General features: G+C 33.1%; 8 protein-coding genes and 1 riboswitch. All 8 genes read right to left on the minus strand.

What is annotated here, in order from left to right; translation table 11 throughout:
• Positions 1-20 precede the first annotated feature (20 nt).
• The 8 genes from GXK57_RS10145 to GXK57_RS10180 all read right to left on the minus strand — a co-directional run bounded on the left by GXK57_RS10145 (position 21) and on the right by GXK57_RS10180 (position 17206).
• Positions 21-1061, minus strand: coding sequence for a LacI family DNA-binding transcriptional regulator (locus tag GXK57_RS10145; protein ID WP_160675330.1), 1041 nt, complete (start codon positions 1059-1061; stop codon positions 21-23).
• 249 nt (positions 1062-1310) lie between these two features.
• The gene (locus tag GXK57_RS10150) at positions 1311-11936 is read right to left on the minus strand and encodes an Ig-like domain-containing protein (RefSeq protein ID WP_160675333.1); all 10626 of its coding nucleotides are present in this window, start codon (positions 11934-11936) and stop codon (positions 1311-1313) included.
• Between the two features lie 232 nt (positions 11937-12168).
• A riboswitch (cyclic di-GMP riboswitch) is annotated at positions 12169-12251 on the minus strand.
• A gap of 270 nt (positions 12252-12521) precedes the next feature.
• Positions 12522-12947 carry an EamA family transporter gene (locus GXK57_RS10155; protein ID WP_160675336.1) on the minus strand — a complete coding sequence of 142 codons (426 nt, stop codon included), beginning with the start codon at positions 12945-12947 and terminating at the stop codon, positions 12522-12524.
• 388 nt (positions 12948-13335) lie between these two features.
• A complete protein-coding gene (locus tag GXK57_RS10160) occupies positions 13336-13944 on the minus strand; it encodes a hypothetical protein (RefSeq protein ID WP_160675339.1) in 609 nt (202 codons plus the stop codon).
• A 283-nt stretch (positions 13945-14227) separates the two neighbouring features.
• A complete protein-coding gene (locus tag GXK57_RS10165) occupies positions 14228-14641 on the minus strand; it encodes a VOC family protein (protein ID WP_160675342.1) in 414 nt (137 codons plus the stop codon).
• 228 nt (positions 14642-14869) lie between these two features.
• On the minus strand, positions 14870-15574 hold the full coding sequence (locus GXK57_RS10170; RefSeq protein ID WP_160675345.1) for a YoaK family protein: 705 nt from the start codon (positions 15572-15574) through the stop codon (positions 14870-14872).
• A 152-nt stretch (positions 15575-15726) separates the two neighbouring features.
• A complete protein-coding gene (locus GXK57_RS10175) occupies positions 15727-16875 on the minus strand; it encodes a DUF2812 domain-containing protein (RefSeq protein ID WP_160675348.1) in 1149 nt (382 codons plus the stop codon).
• Positions 16862-17206 carry a helix-turn-helix transcriptional regulator gene (locus GXK57_RS10180; RefSeq protein WP_160675350.1) on the minus strand — a complete coding sequence of 115 codons (345 nt, stop codon included), beginning with the start codon at positions 17204-17206 and terminating at the stop codon, positions 16862-16864. Before GXK57_RS10180 ends, GXK57_RS10175 begins: the two co-directional genes overlap by 14 nt.
• Positions 17207-17468: the final 262 nt, after the last annotated feature.

Genomic DNA, 17468 nt, shown 5'->3' on the forward strand with positions numbered 1-17468 from the left:
TGAATTCTTCATTAGATCTTCTATTCTTCTATTTTATTTACAGAATATCTTTCTTTTAAATCACAATAAATCTTATACGTTTTATCAGTTAATTTAATTTGAGGATTTTGAATCATATCTATCAGTATTTCAGCAGACTTTTTGCCTATTTTAGACAAAGGCAGAGCAACTGTAGTTAATGCTGGAGTATAAGCTTCACTTATTTGTTGATTATCAAAGCCCACCAAAGAGACATCTTTTCCTACTTTTAGATTTAGTTCATTAATATAATCATATACTCCTCCGGCCATTACATCATTCATGGCAAAAATAGCGGTAACTCCTAAGCCTAAAAGAGTTTTACTTCCCTCATACCCAGACCTTCGCTCCCAATCTCCTGAATATACAAGCTTGGGATTGTATAAAATCTTATTATCAAATAGTGCCCTCTGATATCCTATAAGTCTTTGGTTAGTGTGCATACTCTTACCTAATCCGCAGATAAGTCCTATATTTCTGTGACCAGAGTTAATCAATTTGCAGGTTATTTCATAAGCTCCTTGTTCATCATCGAAAATAACAGAGGGAATTTCTTCATTGGAGGTATATGAATACGCTGTTACTATGGGCAATTTAAAATCATTAGGTATACACATTATTTCTCTACAATGACAACCTATATAGATTATACCTTCAACTCTTTTAGATCTCATCATTTTAAATTCTTCTATTACATTATCGTAATATTTATTTTCTGTATAAAACGTTTTATCATATTTTCTATATAATCTTAAGTTGCCTAGAACAAATTGATAATCATGCTCCTCACAGTATTCATTTATTCCATCAACAATTTCTGCCGTATTAAATACTGTTAAATCTTCTGTTATTATCCCAATGGTTTTACTATTCTTTTGTTTTAAGTTCTTTGCAATTACATTTGGTGTGTAATCCAGTAATTTTATAGTTTCTAGCACTCTTTTTTTTGTATCCTCACCAACTCCTGGCTTATCATTGATTACATTGGATACAGTAGCTATAGAGACTCCACTTTGTTTCGCAATTTCTTTAATACTTGCCATAGCACCACCTACTTAAACGTTTTAACATAATTTTACCAAATATGTATTTTTCAATCAACAGTAATTTAATATTATTATATTTATAATTTAAGTTATGCTTTTTCTTTTTTTACTGCTTCAAGACCGTCAAATTACAGTTTTGGCAAGAAAAAGTTATATTTCCTAGACAGTAAAAAAAAATTCACTGAAGAAAATTACTTCAGTGAATTTTTAATTTAGACTAGGTTTAATTTCAACACATTAATTTAATTAGTTTTTCTTTTTAGTTAAAGTTATTCCAACACCAGAAGCTACCATCATAAGCCCTAAAATACTTAGTGTATTAAAATCTACTACTGATCCTGTTTTTGGAAGTTCTTGAATTATAGTAGCAGTTTTTTCAGGTTGTGGTGTTTCTTTAATAGGTTCAACTGGTTTACTAACTATTGGTGTAGTCACAGTTGGTTTCTTAACTTGGTTCATTGAGATATCTCTTTTTACTATGTTCTTTTCAACAGAAATAGTTTCACTTACAAAAGTATCATATCCATCTTTAGTTGCTACCAAATAGTAATCTGCTTCTGGGAATACCATAAATGCATACTTACCGTTGACATCATCAATTTGTGGATTTTCATTGTCCGCTGGAGCGAATCCAGGTACTTTTGGTAAGTCTACCAAAGTATTAGGTTTTCTTCCTGCAGCTCTGTTTCTTTCTGTATCAGCATAGTAAAGTTGAACTCTAACTCCATCAATAATTCCATTCGTTATTGAATCTGTTATTGTACCATATGGGTCAATAAGCATTGAGGTTAGGTTTATCTGTCCATCTGTATTTACATTTACATTGGCAGTTCCAATGGCTATTCTTTGTCCAGATGGGAAGGTGTAGTTTATCGCTATGGTATAGCTCTTACCTTTCTCCAATCCTTCTGCTTCGAATACTCCATTTACAAAGGAAGCTTTTACATTGCCAGCACTGCTTCCGTCTGCCTTATTTAATACTTCAATACTAAACAATGAAGTATCCTTAAGCATTGCTACTTTTCCATCAGTTTGCTTTGAAAGAATAACACCAGCCACAGTTTCCTCAGAAGAATACTGCTCTGTTTTGTTTCCTGATATACTTCCTACTTTATTATTTTGAGTAAATTTAACATTTTCATAAGTATTTCCAACCTTAACTGGTTTTGTTATCTCAACCTTATAATCTGTATTTCCTCTTGGAATCGCTATTGTATATTTACCGTCAGCTCCTGTTATTACCTTTGAATAAAAGTCAGCTATGCCATCTCCATCAAAATCCTTTGATACTTCTACCAAAGCGTTGCTTATTGGTTGATTAGTATCATTGTCTATAACAACTCCAACGATAACTCCTGGTTCAAAGGTCATTATGATTTGATCAAAAGCTTGTAGATTATGTGCTTTATCGTCAACAGAAGCACTTACATGTATTTTTTGCGGCTCTGTTCCAGATACATTTGCTGATTTAAATACAACTTTTGCAATTCCATCTTTATCTGTAACTGCAACTGCACCATTAGGGAAGTTTCCAGCATCTGCTGAGAAGTTAACCTGAACATTTGCCACTGGATTGTTATTGCTATCCACTACCCTTGTGGTTAATACAGAAGTTGAAATTCCGTCGCCTAGTATAGTGTTTGGTGAAGCTGTTAAGTTTAAACTGTAAGTTAAGGCATCAGATACTTGGAAGTCTTTTCTTACGGTATAATCTGTTTCACTACTTGGTTCTACATCAAATTCATCATTTATTGTCTTAAACTGTGAATTGGAAACTCTAAAATCATATATACCTAACTTAACATTATTTATAGCATAATTACCCTGTGCATCAGTAGTTGTAGTATAAATTAAACGTCCTGCTAGGTCACTTAATTGTATAGTTGTGTTAGGAACAACATTACCTGTAGATATATCTCTAACAGTACCAACTAAATCAGCTCTATCTCTTATAGTTATGTTTATTGTTGATATTGCTGTTTTGCCATGACCATCTGATACTTCAACTGTAAAGCTATCGCTACCTGCATAGTTGAAGTTTGGAGTGTATGTCCATGTACCATTACTGCTAACTATTACATAACCATTGTTCGCTTGTGATCTTAAAGTATATTGTAAAGCATCCCCGTCAACATCAGTTCCTTGTACTCTGCTTGATATTGATTTATTGTATGGTGTTGTCTTATCGTAGTTTGGCACAGTTGGAGCGTCATTAACTGGATTTACAATAATATTTACTGTAGCCGTTGCTGTTCCACCATGACCATCACTTATAGTGTAAGTAAAGCTATCATTACCGTTGTAATTAGTAACTGGCGTATATTTCACTGTACCGTCGGGATTAATAGCTACATTACCATGAGATGGATTAGTAACCGCTGTAACTGTTAAAGCATCATTATTTGCATCCTTATCATTATTAAGAATATCAATGTTTACTGAAGCATCTTCATCAGTAGTTATAGAATCATTTATAGCTACTGGAGGAGTATCAACTACTATTTTAACAGTAGATATTGTAGAAACTCCTTTTCCATCTTCAACTTTGACTGTAAAGCTATCTGCTCCACTAAAATCTTTACTTGGAGTATATACCCAAGTTCCATCCTTGTTCACTGTTACAGTTCCATGGCTTGGATCACCTGCTTTACTATAAGTTAGTACATCCCCATCAGCATCTGAAGCTACAACTTTGTCTGAAACTGATTTGTTGTAGTCAGTCTTTTCCTCGTAATTTCCAACAATAGGTGTGGCATTTACATCAACACTGACAGTTGCAGTGGATATACCATTATGCCCATCACTTATTGTGTAAGTAAAGAATTCTTTACCATGATAACCTGCATTTGGTGTATATGATATGGTTCCATCAAGGTTTACAACTACTTTTCCGTGCTGTGGCTCAGTTACTGATATTATGCTTAGGGAATCCTTATCTAAATCAGTGTCATTTGAAAGTACATCTATCTTAACAGTTGTGCTCTCATTAGTTTTTGCTTCATCATTGACTGCTACTGGAGGAGTATCTACCTTAACAGTTATAGTAGATGTAACCACACCACCATGTCCATCTTCAGCCTGTACTTTAAAGCTGTCAGTTCCACTAAAATCTTCATTTGGAGTATATGTCCAAGTTCCATCCTGATTAACTATTACTGTTCCATTACTTGGGTCACTAGCTTTACTATAGCTTAAGCTATCTCCGTCTACGTCTGAAGCTATAACCTTGTCTGAAACAGGTTTGTTGAAGTCTGTTTTTTCTCCATAGTTACCTACTGTAGGTAATGAGTCAACTTTTAAATTTACTATAGATATAGCTGTTCCACCATGACCATCGTTAACTAGAACTTTAAAACTATCAGTACCGCTAAAGTCTTTGCTTGGTGTATATGTCCAAGTTCCATCACTATTTACTACTACTGAACCATGGCTTGGATCAGTTTCTTTACTATATGTTAAGGTATCTCCATTAGCATCAGTAGCTACGATCTTGTCTGATACTGGTTTATTAAAGTCTGTATTCTTATTATAGTTACCTACTGCTGGAGGTGTGTCTACTGTTACTGATATTGTTGATATGGTAGTTCCACCATGTCCATCGTTAACTTTTACAGTAAAGCTATCAGCACCACTAAAGTCTTTATTTGGTGTGTAAATCCATGTTCCATCGTTGTTTACTACAACAGTGCCATGGCTTGGATCAGTTTCTTTGCTATATGTTAATGCATCTCCGTTAGCATCAGTAGCTATAATCCTATCTAATACGGACTTATTAAAGTCTGCACTCTTATCGTAGTTACCTACTGCTGGAGGTGTGTCTACTGTTACTGATATTGTCGACATCGCAGTTCCACCATGTCCGTCATTTACTTTTACAGTAAAGCTATCTGTACCACTAAAATCTTTATTTGGTGTATATGTCCAAGTTCCATCATTATTTACTACTACTGAACCATGGCTTGGATCACTTATTTTACTGTAAGTTAATCTATCTCCATCTTTATCTTCACCCATAAGTTTATCTGAAACAGCCTTGTTAAAGTCTGCTCTTTCATCATAGTTTGTTAAAGTAGGTATTGAATTTACCCTTACATTTATTGTAGATATTGCAGTACCACCATGATCATCTGATACTTTTATTGTAAAGCTATCATAACCTACATAGTCAGTATCAGGTGTATAAACATAGCTTCCATCTGGATTTACAACAACTGAGCCATGAGATGGATTACTTGCTTTAGCAAAGGTTAACACATCTTCGATATCAGCATCACTAGCGATCACCTTATCTTTTAATTCGGCATTCACATTTATTTCTTTATAGAAGCTTGGTATCATAGGTATTGCATTAACTTTAATAGTTACATGAGCTGTTGCTGTTCCATTGTGACCATCACTTATAGTATAAGTAAAGTCTTCTGTACCAGAATAGCCTGAATTTGGAGTATAGGTTATAGTCCCATCTCCATTTATTACTGCTTTTCCATGCTGAGGCTGAGAAACTGTAATTACACTTAACAGATCCTTGTCCACATCGCTATCATTTCCAAGTACATCTATATCCACAGAATTATCTTGATTAATAGCTTTGAAATCATTCACTGCCACTGGTGGTGTATTTACTTTAATCTTCACTAATGAGGTTGCAGAACCACCATGTCCATCCTCTATTTTCACAGTAAAGCTATCTGTACCACTAAAATCTTCATTTGGAGTATATGTCCAAGTTCCATCTTGATTTACTATTACTGTTCCATTACTTGGGTCACTAGCTTTACTATAGCTTAAGCTATCTCCATCTACATCTGAAGCTATAACCTTGTCTGAAACAGCTTTGTTGAAGTCTGTTTTTTCTCCATAGTTACCTACTATAGGTAATGAGTCAACTTTTAAGTTTACTATAGATATAGCAGTTTCCCCGTGTCCATCATTAACTTTTACAGTAAAGCTATCAGCACCACTAAAGTCCTTATTTGGAGTGTATGTCCAAGTTCCATCATTATTTACTACTACTGAACCATGACTTGGATCATTTTCTTTGCTATATGTTAATGTATCTTCGTTAGCATCAGTAGCTATAATCCTATCTGATACTGACTTATTGAAGTCTGTATTCTTATCATAGTTACCTACTACTGGAGGTGTGTCTACTGTTACTGATATTGTTGATATAGCTGTTCCACCATGACCATCGTTAACTTTTACAGTAAAGCTATCAGCACCACTAAAGTCTTTATTTGGTGTGTAAGTCCATGTTCCATCGTTGTTTACTACAACAGTGCCATGGCTTGGATCATTTTCTTTACTATATATTAATATATCTCCGTTAGCATCAGTAGCTACTATCTTATCTGATACGGAATTATTAAAGTCTGCACTCTTATCATAGTTACCTACTGCTGGAGGTGTGTCTACTGTTACTGATATTGTTGATATGGTAGTTCCACCATGACCATCATTAACTTTTACAGTAAAGCTATCAGCACCACTAAAGTCTTTATTTGGTGTGTAAGTCCATGTTCCATCGTTGTTTACTACAACAGTGCCATGGCTTGGATCAGTTTCTTTACTATATGTTAAGGTATCTCCATTAGCATCAGTAGCTATAATCCTATCTGATACGGACTTATTAAAGTCTACACTCTTATCATAGTTGACTACTGATGGAGGTGTATCTACTGTTACTGATATTGTTGAAATTGAAGTTCCACCATGTCCGTCATTTACTTTTACAGTAAAGCTATCAGCCCCGCTGAAATCTCTATTTGGTGTATAAGTCCATGTTCCATCTTCGTTAACTACTACTGAACCATGACTTGGATCACTTATTTTACTGTAAGTTAATCTATCTCCATCTTTATCTTCACCCATAAGCTTATCTGAAACAGCCTTGTTAAAATCTGCTCTTTCATAATAGTTTGTTAAAGTAGGTATTGAATTTACCCTTACATTTATTGTAGATATTGCAGTACCACCATGATTATCTGATACTTTTATTGTAAAGCTATCATAACCTACATAGTCAGTATCAGGTGTATAAACATAGCTTCCATCTGGATTTACAACAACTGAGCCATGAGATGGATTACTTGCTTTAGCAAAGGTTAACACATCTTCGATATCAGCATCACTAGCGATCACCTTATCTTTTAATTCGGCATTCACATTTATTTCTTTATAGAAGCTTGGTATCATAGGTATTGCATTAACTTTAATAGTTACATGAGCTGTTGCTGTTCCATTGTGACCATCACTTATAGTATAAGTAAAGTCTTCTGTGCCAGAATAACCTGTATTTGGAGTATAGGTTATAGTCCAATCTCCATTTACTACTGCTTTTCCATGCTGAGGCTGAGAAACTGTAATTACACTTAACAGGTCCTTATCCTTATCACTATCATTTCCAAGTACATCTATATCCACAGAATTATCTTGATTAATAGCCTTGAAATCATCTACTGCCACTGGTGGTGTATTTACTTTAATCATCACCAATGAGGTCGCAGAACCACCATGTCCGTCATTAACTTTTATTGTAAAGCTATCTGTACCACTAAAATCTTCATTTGGAGTATATGTCCAAGTTCCATCTTCGTTAACTACTACTATTCCATGAGTTGGATCACTAGCTTTACTATATCTTAAGATATCTCCGTTAGCATCAGTAGCTGTAGCCTTATCTGATACTGACTTATTAAAGTCTGCATTCTTATTGTAGTTACCTACTGCTGGAGGTGTGTCTACTGTTACTGATACTGTTGATATTTCAACTCCACCGTGTCCATCATCAACTTTTACAGTAAAACTATCTGCACCACTAAAGTCCTTATCTGGAGTGTATATCCAAGTTCCGTCATTATTTACTACGACCATACCATGGTTTGGATCAGTTTCTTTGCTATATGCTAATGCATCTCCGTTAGCATCAGTAGCTATAATCCTATCTGATATTGACTTATTGAAGTCTATATTCTTATCGTAGTTACCTACTGCTGGAGGTGTATTAACTGTAACTGATATTGTTGAAATTGCAGTACCACCATGTCCATCATCTACCTTTACAGTGAAGCTATCTGCTCCGCTGAAGTTCTTATTCGGTGTATAAGTCCAAGTTCCATCTTCGTTAACTATTACAGTACCATGACTTGGGTCATTTTCCTTGCTATATGTCAGTTTATCTTCGTTAACATCAATAGCTGTAATCTTATCTGATACTGACTTATTGAAATCAGCTTTTCTATCATAGTTACTTACTACAGGAGGAGTATCTACTGTTACTGATATTGTTGATATCGCAGTTCCACCATGTCCATCACTAACTTTTACAGTAAAGCTATCTGCTCCGCTAAAATCCTTATTTGATGTATATGTCCAAGCTCCATCTTCGTTAACCACTACTGAACCATTAGCAGGATCATTTTCTTTACTATATATTAAGGTATCTCCATTGGCATCAGTAGCTTCGATCTTGTCTGATACTGACTTATTAAAGTCTACATTCTTGTCATAGTTACCTACTGCTGGAGGTGTATTAACTGTAACTGATATTGTTGAAATTGCAGTTCCACCATGTCCATCATTTACTTTTATGGTAAAGCTATCTGCTCCGCTGAAATCCTTATTTGGCGTATATGTCCAAGTTCCATCTTCGTTAACTACTACTATTCCATGACTTGGATCACTAGCTTTACTATAGCTTAAGGTATCTCCGTTAGCATCAGTAGCTGTAGCCTTATCTGATACTGACTTATTAAAGTCTGCATTCTTATCGTAGTTACCTACTGTTGGAGGTGTATCTACTGTTACTGATACTGTTGATATTTCAACTCCCCCGTGTCCATCATCAACTTTTACAGTAAAACTATCTGCACCACTAAAGTCCTTATCTGGAGTATAAGTCCAAGTTCCATCATTATTTACTACTACTGTACCATGAGTTGGATTACTCTCTTTGCTATATGTTAATGCATCTCCGTTAGCATCAGTAGCTATAATCCTATCTGATATTGACTTATTGAAGTCTACATTCTTATCGTAGTTACCTACTGCTGGAGGTGTATCTACTGTTACTGATACTGTTGATATTTCAACTCCACCGTGTCCATCATCAACTTTAATAGTAAAACTATCTGCACCACTAAAGTCCTTATCTGGAGTGTATATCCAAGTTCCGTCATTATTTACTACTACTGTACCATGAGTTGGATTACTCTCTTTGCTATATGTTAATGCATCTCCATTAGCATCAGTAGCTGTAACCTTATCTGATACTGGCTTATTAAAGTCTGCATTCTTATCGTAGTTACCTACTGTTGGAGGTGTATCTACTGTTACTGATATTGTTGATATCGCAGTTCCACCATGTCCATCCTCTACCTTTACAGTGAAGCTATCTGCTCCGCTGAAGTCCTTATTCGGTGTATAAGTCCAAGTTCCATCTTCGTTAACCATTACTGTACCATTACTTGGATCATTTTCTTTTGAATAAGCTAATTTATCTCCATCTGCATCAGTTGAAACTACCTTATCAGTAAGAGGAGTATTAAACTCAACCTTCTTATCATAATTTTCACCTACTGGTAGAGCATTGACACTAACATTTACTTTAGCAGTAGTTGTTACACCATTGCCATCAGTAATTGTATATGTAAAAGCATCTGCTCCATGATAACCTAAATTAGGAGTATATGTTATAGTCCCATCTAAATTCACAAAAGCCTTTCCAAAAAGTGGGCTTGTCACTGAAGTTATATGTAACAAATCACCGTCTACATCACTATCATTATCCAGCACTTTAATGATAACTGGTAATTTCTCATTAGTTTTAGCTACATCATCCACAGCTATTGGGGCATCATTAACAGGTGTTATTGTAATATTTACCTTTGCATTATTAGCTGAATAGATTACGCCATTACTTCCTATCCAATCAAAGTTTGCACTACCATTCCAATCTTTATTTGGTACAAAAACTAAACCTCCTAAATCCTCTACAGATATTTCTTGATTCAAGGTTACTGCTGTTCCATTAAGATTAAGTTGCCCATTACTTGGAAGACTTGTAACTTTAATTTTACTAAGATTGTTAGTAGTTCCAGCTTGAAATTTATTTATGAAGTCTGTTGCAACAAAAGCTATATTAGTATCTTCATTTCCACTCTTACTAAAATCAGAAACTGTCGGTGTAACTTCAAAGGTTAAATCTACGGCTTGACCAGGAAAATAAGTCCAAGTATCTATTCCTTTTACATCTCCAAAGCTTTGGAAATAAGCGTTTGCACCATTACTACTATCAATACCGTTTAAAGCAGAAATAGGATTGATATTATATTTTGTATTACCTGCATCTAAATTAACAGTTGTATTGTTTGAAGTAGTGTAATTACTTTCGTCGTAATAAACCTTATATTTATCAGTGTAATTATTTGGATTAGCATATCCAGGTGCATTCATTAACTGAACCTTTATACCGAAAGGATTATGTTCAGCATCAAGCATTGGAAAATGATATTCTCCGCCTTTCATTATTAGATGCGCAGAGTAACTTCCAACAGGAAGCTTTTTACCACTTTTATCTGTACCATCCCAGGTCACAGTATTTTTTCCTGCAACACATACATTTTCAATTACCTTATCTGTAGCTAGATTAAAGCCACCTGTACCATCTGTATCTATTACCAGTCTATAGCTTGAAGCTTTATCTGCTACAAAGCTGAAAGTTCCTCCATTACTCAACTGAGTCTTACTCTGTGTTCCTGTATTACCTGTAAAGTTAAAGTTTTGAGGAACTGCAGGAGCAATAGCTTGTGGAGATAAATTGCTAGGAAGATCTTGTGATGGATAGTTAAAAAATACATTATGGGTTATGTCAGTAGCTGTATCAGGCACATCTGGTCTTTGAGGTGATACATTTCCCAATATATGCTTTAATGTATTACTTGTTCTATCAACTCCTGCAGCTGTTGTGTCTTCAGCAACAGAATGGTATAATGTCATATTACTTGTTTTGTCTACAAAGCCTCTATTATTTGAAAAGAATAGAAAACCATTTGGATCAAGCCCATTCATAGAAGTCTTGTACACGTACCCATCCTTAGTCAATACGTAAAAATCACTATCAATTACGTGTACTGCGGTTGTAGCATTTTTAGCTGTATCGTTCGTAGTAGAATTCTTTCCAACAAATAATGAAACATAAGAAGTAAATACTCTACCTTTTCTTTCGTTACCAGTCATATCTTTTACAGTTATGTCCCATGCTCCAATAGTATTTCCTTGTGCTGATACGAAATCATCTGTAACTTTTTGTATACTAGATGATATTGCTCTTACAGACTTTGCATCCCATCCAACTCCACTTTTATCAGTAGCTTTTCCAGTAGAGTCATAATAACCATCTTCTGTAGGATCATCGGCATGCTTACCTGATCCCCTAAACTCAACCTTCCATACACCTGAAGTATCAGCTTTAATTGTTATTGGAGTGTATCCACCTGAACCTGGATTTGGACCAGCTGACTCCTTCTGGTAAGAATCTATATATCCTAACCCAGTAGCTTTGTCAACATGATAGCCAGTTCTTGTACCATCTGGTTTAGTAACATATATTTCATAATCCTTATCAGGATTAGAAACAATTACACTTGAGCCTAAGTTTATAGTTTCACCTGCATTAACAAAGACATTTAACTTTGTTTGTCTTGGAATGCTTGCATAAGTGTCATTACTTGTCCACTCTGTGTAAGCTCTATACCCACCATTTTTAACCATATCCTTAGTACCTTCAGCTTTTACCTTAGTTGTATGCATTACATTATAGGAAATTGCTGCTGTTGCTATTAACATCATAATTTTAGTTTTACTTTTTAACAATTCCTCACCTCTTTTTGTTTATGTAAAAATCCAGCAAAGATAGATACTTTTAATAACTTTTTAGCTTCTCTGCCTTCTCTGCCCAAATGTGAAGAAACTTTAAAAACTGCATTTTGTTTTTTATCCTTTTAAGGTTACTAAATTTTACCTATACAAAGTATACTCACCTAGATAGTTACATATAACATAGTTCCTCAAATCATAATGAATAAAAAGCAAAAACCGACCAATTATTAAAGTTGGTCGGTTGCACTATTGACTCTTTATGTACAAAGTGCCCAAATAAGTACATAAATCACTGTCTCCACATTTTTATTTATTAATATTATTTATTATATTAAGAGTAGCCTTACAATAATATACATATTATAACAAAATATATAATTATTCAACATATTTATACATCTATATAAAATATTATATAATGATCAATCTCATTGTCAATATATACATTTAATATTATTAATTTATAATGATACTAAAAAGCACATATAATAGAATTATAATTAAAATATAGTATATTATCTGCTAAACTTACAAGGGCAGTTTATTTAAGTGAAATAATACTTGGAGTAAACACCTTAATTATTTATTTATAAATATTAGTCCAATAATACAAAATGTTATTCCAATAATCTTATTAATCCCAAAGCCCTCTTTATAAAATATTATTCCTATAGGAATGAGAATAATAGCAAGTAAGATATTTGCAACTAATGAACCCACGCTTATATTCCAACCTGCTCTATATGCCATTATATATCCAAATTCCAGTCCAACTATACCAAAACCAAGGACTACACTTGCCCAATTCAGCTGTCTAAAAGACTCTATAAGGCCTCTACCACCTTTGTTAAAATTAAATAGTAGTAGAGCTATAACTGCTCCAGTCAAATAGGTAATCATCAATGATGCAAATGGATTAGCCTTCTCAGGTATTGACTTTGAGCAAATATTATAAACTGTATTGGATGCAACTATCAATACAATAGAGAATACATACATAAACATAATTTTTCCCCACTTAATTCATATAATATTTTTCTCACTAACTTATTGATTATTAGATGTTACTATATTCCTTAACATTTTACTCAAGTTTACCTAAAATAATACTTTTTATGAGTATCACAAATATTAGCAAAGTCATCTTCACGTATAAGCATTTCTTTTTTGCTGTTCACCCTAAATGGACATTCTAAGTATTTGATATCACTAGGTTTAGCTAGTATATTTTTTATAAGTAGTCTTAATAGTAAATAAACTGCATTTTCGCTTAAAACAAAAAATAGCTTTTGGACTATTTACTTATAAATAACCCAAAAGCTAACTATATTTTAAAAGGTAATCTCTTTCGCCATTTATTAGTTTACTAAAAGAGCAATATAATTTTACTGAATTACAAGTCCAAGTCACTTTCCCATATATACAGCATCTCATCAGACCAATAACGACTAGGAAGTATAATAGTTGCCTTACTTTTGTATGGGGTCATCAATATAGGAAAACATCCCTTCTTTAAATATCCATCAGGTATATGGTTTCTATGTACCATAATCGTAGTATAATATACCTCTTTTCCTTCTGTAAATTCATAAGGAAGCTTAAGATTCATAATTCTTTTATATTCATCAGTTATTGCATCTGTAAACTCTTTGATATTTTTTGGAGCATCATCAACTCCCTTATAGCTATAAAGAATAGAAGCCATTTTTCTAAGCTTATCAAAGTTACCATCAAAATAATTATCAGGACTGTATATTATTGCTGCAGGAGAATCATTATTTCCTTTTTTGAAAAGTGTAGTATTAGCCTGAACTAAGCATCCATAAACGATTTTACCTTCCTTATATAAAACACCAAGATCCAAGTAAATCAGGTTCAACTTATCTTTTACGTTAGTTTTAAGCCAAGAAGGTTTAATAAATTTATCCTTTTTAACGCTGACAAAAGTAAAAAGATTTTTCTTTCTATATAATTCTCTAGTTTTTTCTATAGCTATCTTCATCCCTATCTCCCTTTCTTTACAAAAACACTTTATCCGCTTAGACTCATACTTCCTCTAACTGCCAACTGAGATTCCATTATTGATTATAATGCCAGTAAGTACTAGTCCCCCTCATAACCAATACAAAACCAACTATATTATACAACATATAAAATGCTATGCAAATTAGTAATCAGCATAGCATTTTGTTTACCTTCTATAAAAGTATATTCTTTATTGAACAAACCTATCACTTTTAAAAATTAAAAATAGCTTGTTAATATATAAAGTAAAAAAGTTAAACTTAACTTTCATAACTCAACTGCCATGGTATACCATATTTATCTGTAAGTGATCCATAACATTTGCTCCAAAAGGTTTCCTGAAGCTCCATCTCAACAGATCCACCTTCGCTTAATTTATTATAATAATTCTTTATATCATCTATGTTATTGCTTACAACTGATAAGCTTATATTATTTCCCTGAATAAATTCACTTCCTGGAAAAGTGTCTGAAAACATAATTGTACTACCACAAATATTTAGTCTAGTATGTAACACCAAGTTTTTAGCCTCTTCAGGTATAGGAAAATTGGGATCAGTACCTCCTTCTCCAAAAGTCATAATTTGAGGTTGCGCTGTACCAAAAACCTTGGAATAGTATTCTACTGCTTCTCTACAATTCCCATTAAAATTAACATAAATATTTACAGCCATAGACGTCAACTCCTTCAATAATGTTATGTTCTTAAAAATTACTTCAATTAGTTTAGTTGTTCCTTTTATAAAAGAACTTTATTCTAAGACTATAAATAATTTATTACAACAAGCTTTAAAAGCTTATGATTTATTCAATCTTATTGTAGATCCATAGGTTATGCAACAAGAATTCTTAAAATAAAAATACACCTAAATCTAGGAAATGTAGAATTAGGTATACTTTTATTATATATTTTGCTTTTTTATACTAAACAATGCTACATTAATACATAATATTAAAGCTGCCAACCATATTGCTTTAACTCCAAATAATATAGTCAGTATTGCTCCCAAAAATGCACCTAAGATAAAGCATATTATTATAGTAAATAGTTTTTTAGCTCTTTCTGATGCTTTTTTATCTTTTTTTGTTACAGCTGCATATGCAGCCTCACAAGCAGTTCTTAGGTTTCCTGTAGTCATTGTGGTGCTATATGGGCAGTCTCCCAATTTCCTAAAAGAAGCTATTTGCAAGGAAGACACAAAGGAGATTATTGTATTTACTAAAATATCAGAGTTATTTTTAGTAATGAGGCCAGCTATAAAAAGAACTACAATCTCTAAAATAAGTATAGCCTTTCCCCACTCTTGTATAAACATCTTTGGCGAATTCCCTTTTACAATTTCAGTTACTATAACTCCTAGAATAAAAGCTATTATTGGTGGCAAATGTTCCAAAGCGTGCATCCATTGGCCCTGAGCACCATAAATACCTAAAAGAACTATATTCCCTGTTTGAGCGTTTGAAAAAACTCCACCTCTAGCAATAAAAGTATATGAATCCAAAAAGCCGCCTACAATTGCAAGAAGTATGCCAAATGAGACAGTTTCATGGATTTCATACTTTGAATATGCTAATCTGTCTCTTACGTCAAAAACTTTACTGTTCAACTGAAAGCCCCCTTAATAAGTTGTAAATCTTATTGAATAAAAATATTCCAAAAATATTATAGCACTTCCACAAAATTATGCTTTCAGGTTTTTTATCGAAATTTGCTGTCTCATTAAATTATGCTTAGATTTTTCTAGGATTTTTAAGATTTTCATAAATGCTTACTTATATCTAACTTGAATTCATTGGTTATATCATTCCCTAAATTGTCCATTACTTTGACTTGCTTCAAATCTTTATTAGACTTTTGTGCTATTATAAAATAATCATTTTTCCGTTTGAAACTGTCCTTTGATACTTCCTCACTAGAGCCATCGGCATAAATCAATAATAGCTTATTTACTAGGTCTTTATCATCTTTTCCATAAAAGGTAAAGTATTTGCTGTTTTCCAAATCTAAATTGTTCATTGAGATAAATTGTCCTTCAGGAGCTTCTGAGCTAATAGTCAGCTTAACTTTGTATCTATTTAGAAACAGCTTCTCCATTGCCATGACTCCTATCCTATTATCATTTCCATATAAGCAAACCTTACTATGGCCTATGTCTTCGGATGTAGTAAAATCTATGCTTCTCATATCATACTTTGAATCAGAATCCTTTGATAATATTTCTTTTTTTATTGAATTATCATTATCTCCAACGGTATATTTTAAAGTTACAATAACTCCAAAAGTTAAAGAAGTAATTAGTGGAATTAAAAATATAGATACTGATTTGAAAAATCTACTCAAGATATTGTTTCCATAATACTCTTTATACTGGCTCTGTCTTAATCTTTTTTCAAGAGAACTGCAGGAACTTAGGAATCTAATAAAAGGAATGGTTAAACATGCTGTAATCAATACAATAAATAAGCTATACCTATTTAGCTTTGTTAAATTATCTTGTAATATAAATAATGAATATAAGGAAACAATTTCTACTCCGTACCCTACTAAAAATATTATTAGCTTTTTTCTCAACCAGGTTATTTGCTCCAGCGGATCATTATATATACTTATATCTTCATTATTGTTGTTACCTGTATATTTAAAAATCCTAATATCACTATTTTCATGAACCACCTGCCAGCCGCTCTCTTTAAACATGATATAGTAATCATCTAAATCTTTAATGTTCTTATTGTAATCAACCTTGTAAATTATATCCGAACTAGTTGCTTTTCTAAAAGTATATACCCCAAAATAGTTTGCTCTTTCGAAAATCCATCCATCATTGGCCATTTTCCTAAGCCATTGTTCTAATCTATCGTAATCATAGACAAAGAAAAGTTTGAATATTTTTTTAGTTCCCTTCAAGATCAACACCCCCTAATATATCTTTGGCTTCTCTTCCTAAAGTCTCAATTCTTTTAAACTCCAACCTTACAACCTCTCTACCTAGTGAGGTAAGTCTATAGTTTTTTCTTCTTTCTACATCTTCTGCTGTTTCAAAAACTTCTATTAAGCCATCTTTAGTTAACTTTGATAATGCTCCGTATAAAGTTCCAGGCAAAAGCATCACTCTTGAATTTGTAACCTTATCAACAGTCTGCATTATTCCATATCCATGAAGTGGTTCCCACAATGCAGCCAAAATGAAAAAGCTTGTTTCAGTTAAAGGCAGGAACTCTTTAGCGTTTTTTCTCATAATTACACCTCTTCGCATTCATATCGACCTTCTATATATAGATACATGATACATTTACATTCTATATATCGAGTATCTATATATCGGATATCTATATAGTATTCTCATTTTTTTACACTGTCAATATATTAATTGAAAAAATGTATATTTTAGTAAAACAATCTATGGGACGGTTTTGGTTTAATATAACAAAGGCTCATAGTGTGTATTTAAACTCTATATTCCTATGTATTAAATAAATGTTGGTGCACTACAGCAACAT

It is taken from the genome of Clostridium sp. C8-1-8, assembly GCF_009928445.1.
Taxonomy (GTDB): Bacteria; Bacillota; Clostridia; order Clostridiales; family Clostridiaceae; genus Clostridium_AR.

What these genes read in the sequence shown, in the direction of transcription:
- GXK57_RS10145 (WP_160675330.1), bottom strand. Translation starts at nt 1,061, where the DNA reads ATGGCAAGTATTAAAGAAATTGCGAAACAAAGTGGAGTCTCTATAGCT.
- GXK57_RS10165 (WP_160675342.1), bottom strand. Translation starts at nt 14,641, where the DNA reads ATGGCTGTAAATATTTATGTTAATTTTAATGGGAATTGTAGAGAAGCA.
- GXK57_RS10180 (WP_160675350.1), bottom strand. Translation starts at nt 17,206, where the DNA reads ATGAGAAAAAACGCTAAAGAGTTCCTGCCTTTAACTGAAACAAGCTTT.
- GXK57_RS10160 (WP_160675339.1), bottom strand. Translation starts at nt 13,944, where the DNA reads ATGAAGATAGCTATAGAAAAAACTAGAGAATTATATAGAAAGAAAAAT.
- GXK57_RS10155 (WP_160675336.1), bottom strand. Translation starts at nt 12,947, where the DNA reads ATGTTTATGTATGTATTCTCTATTGTATTGATAGTTGCATCCAATACA.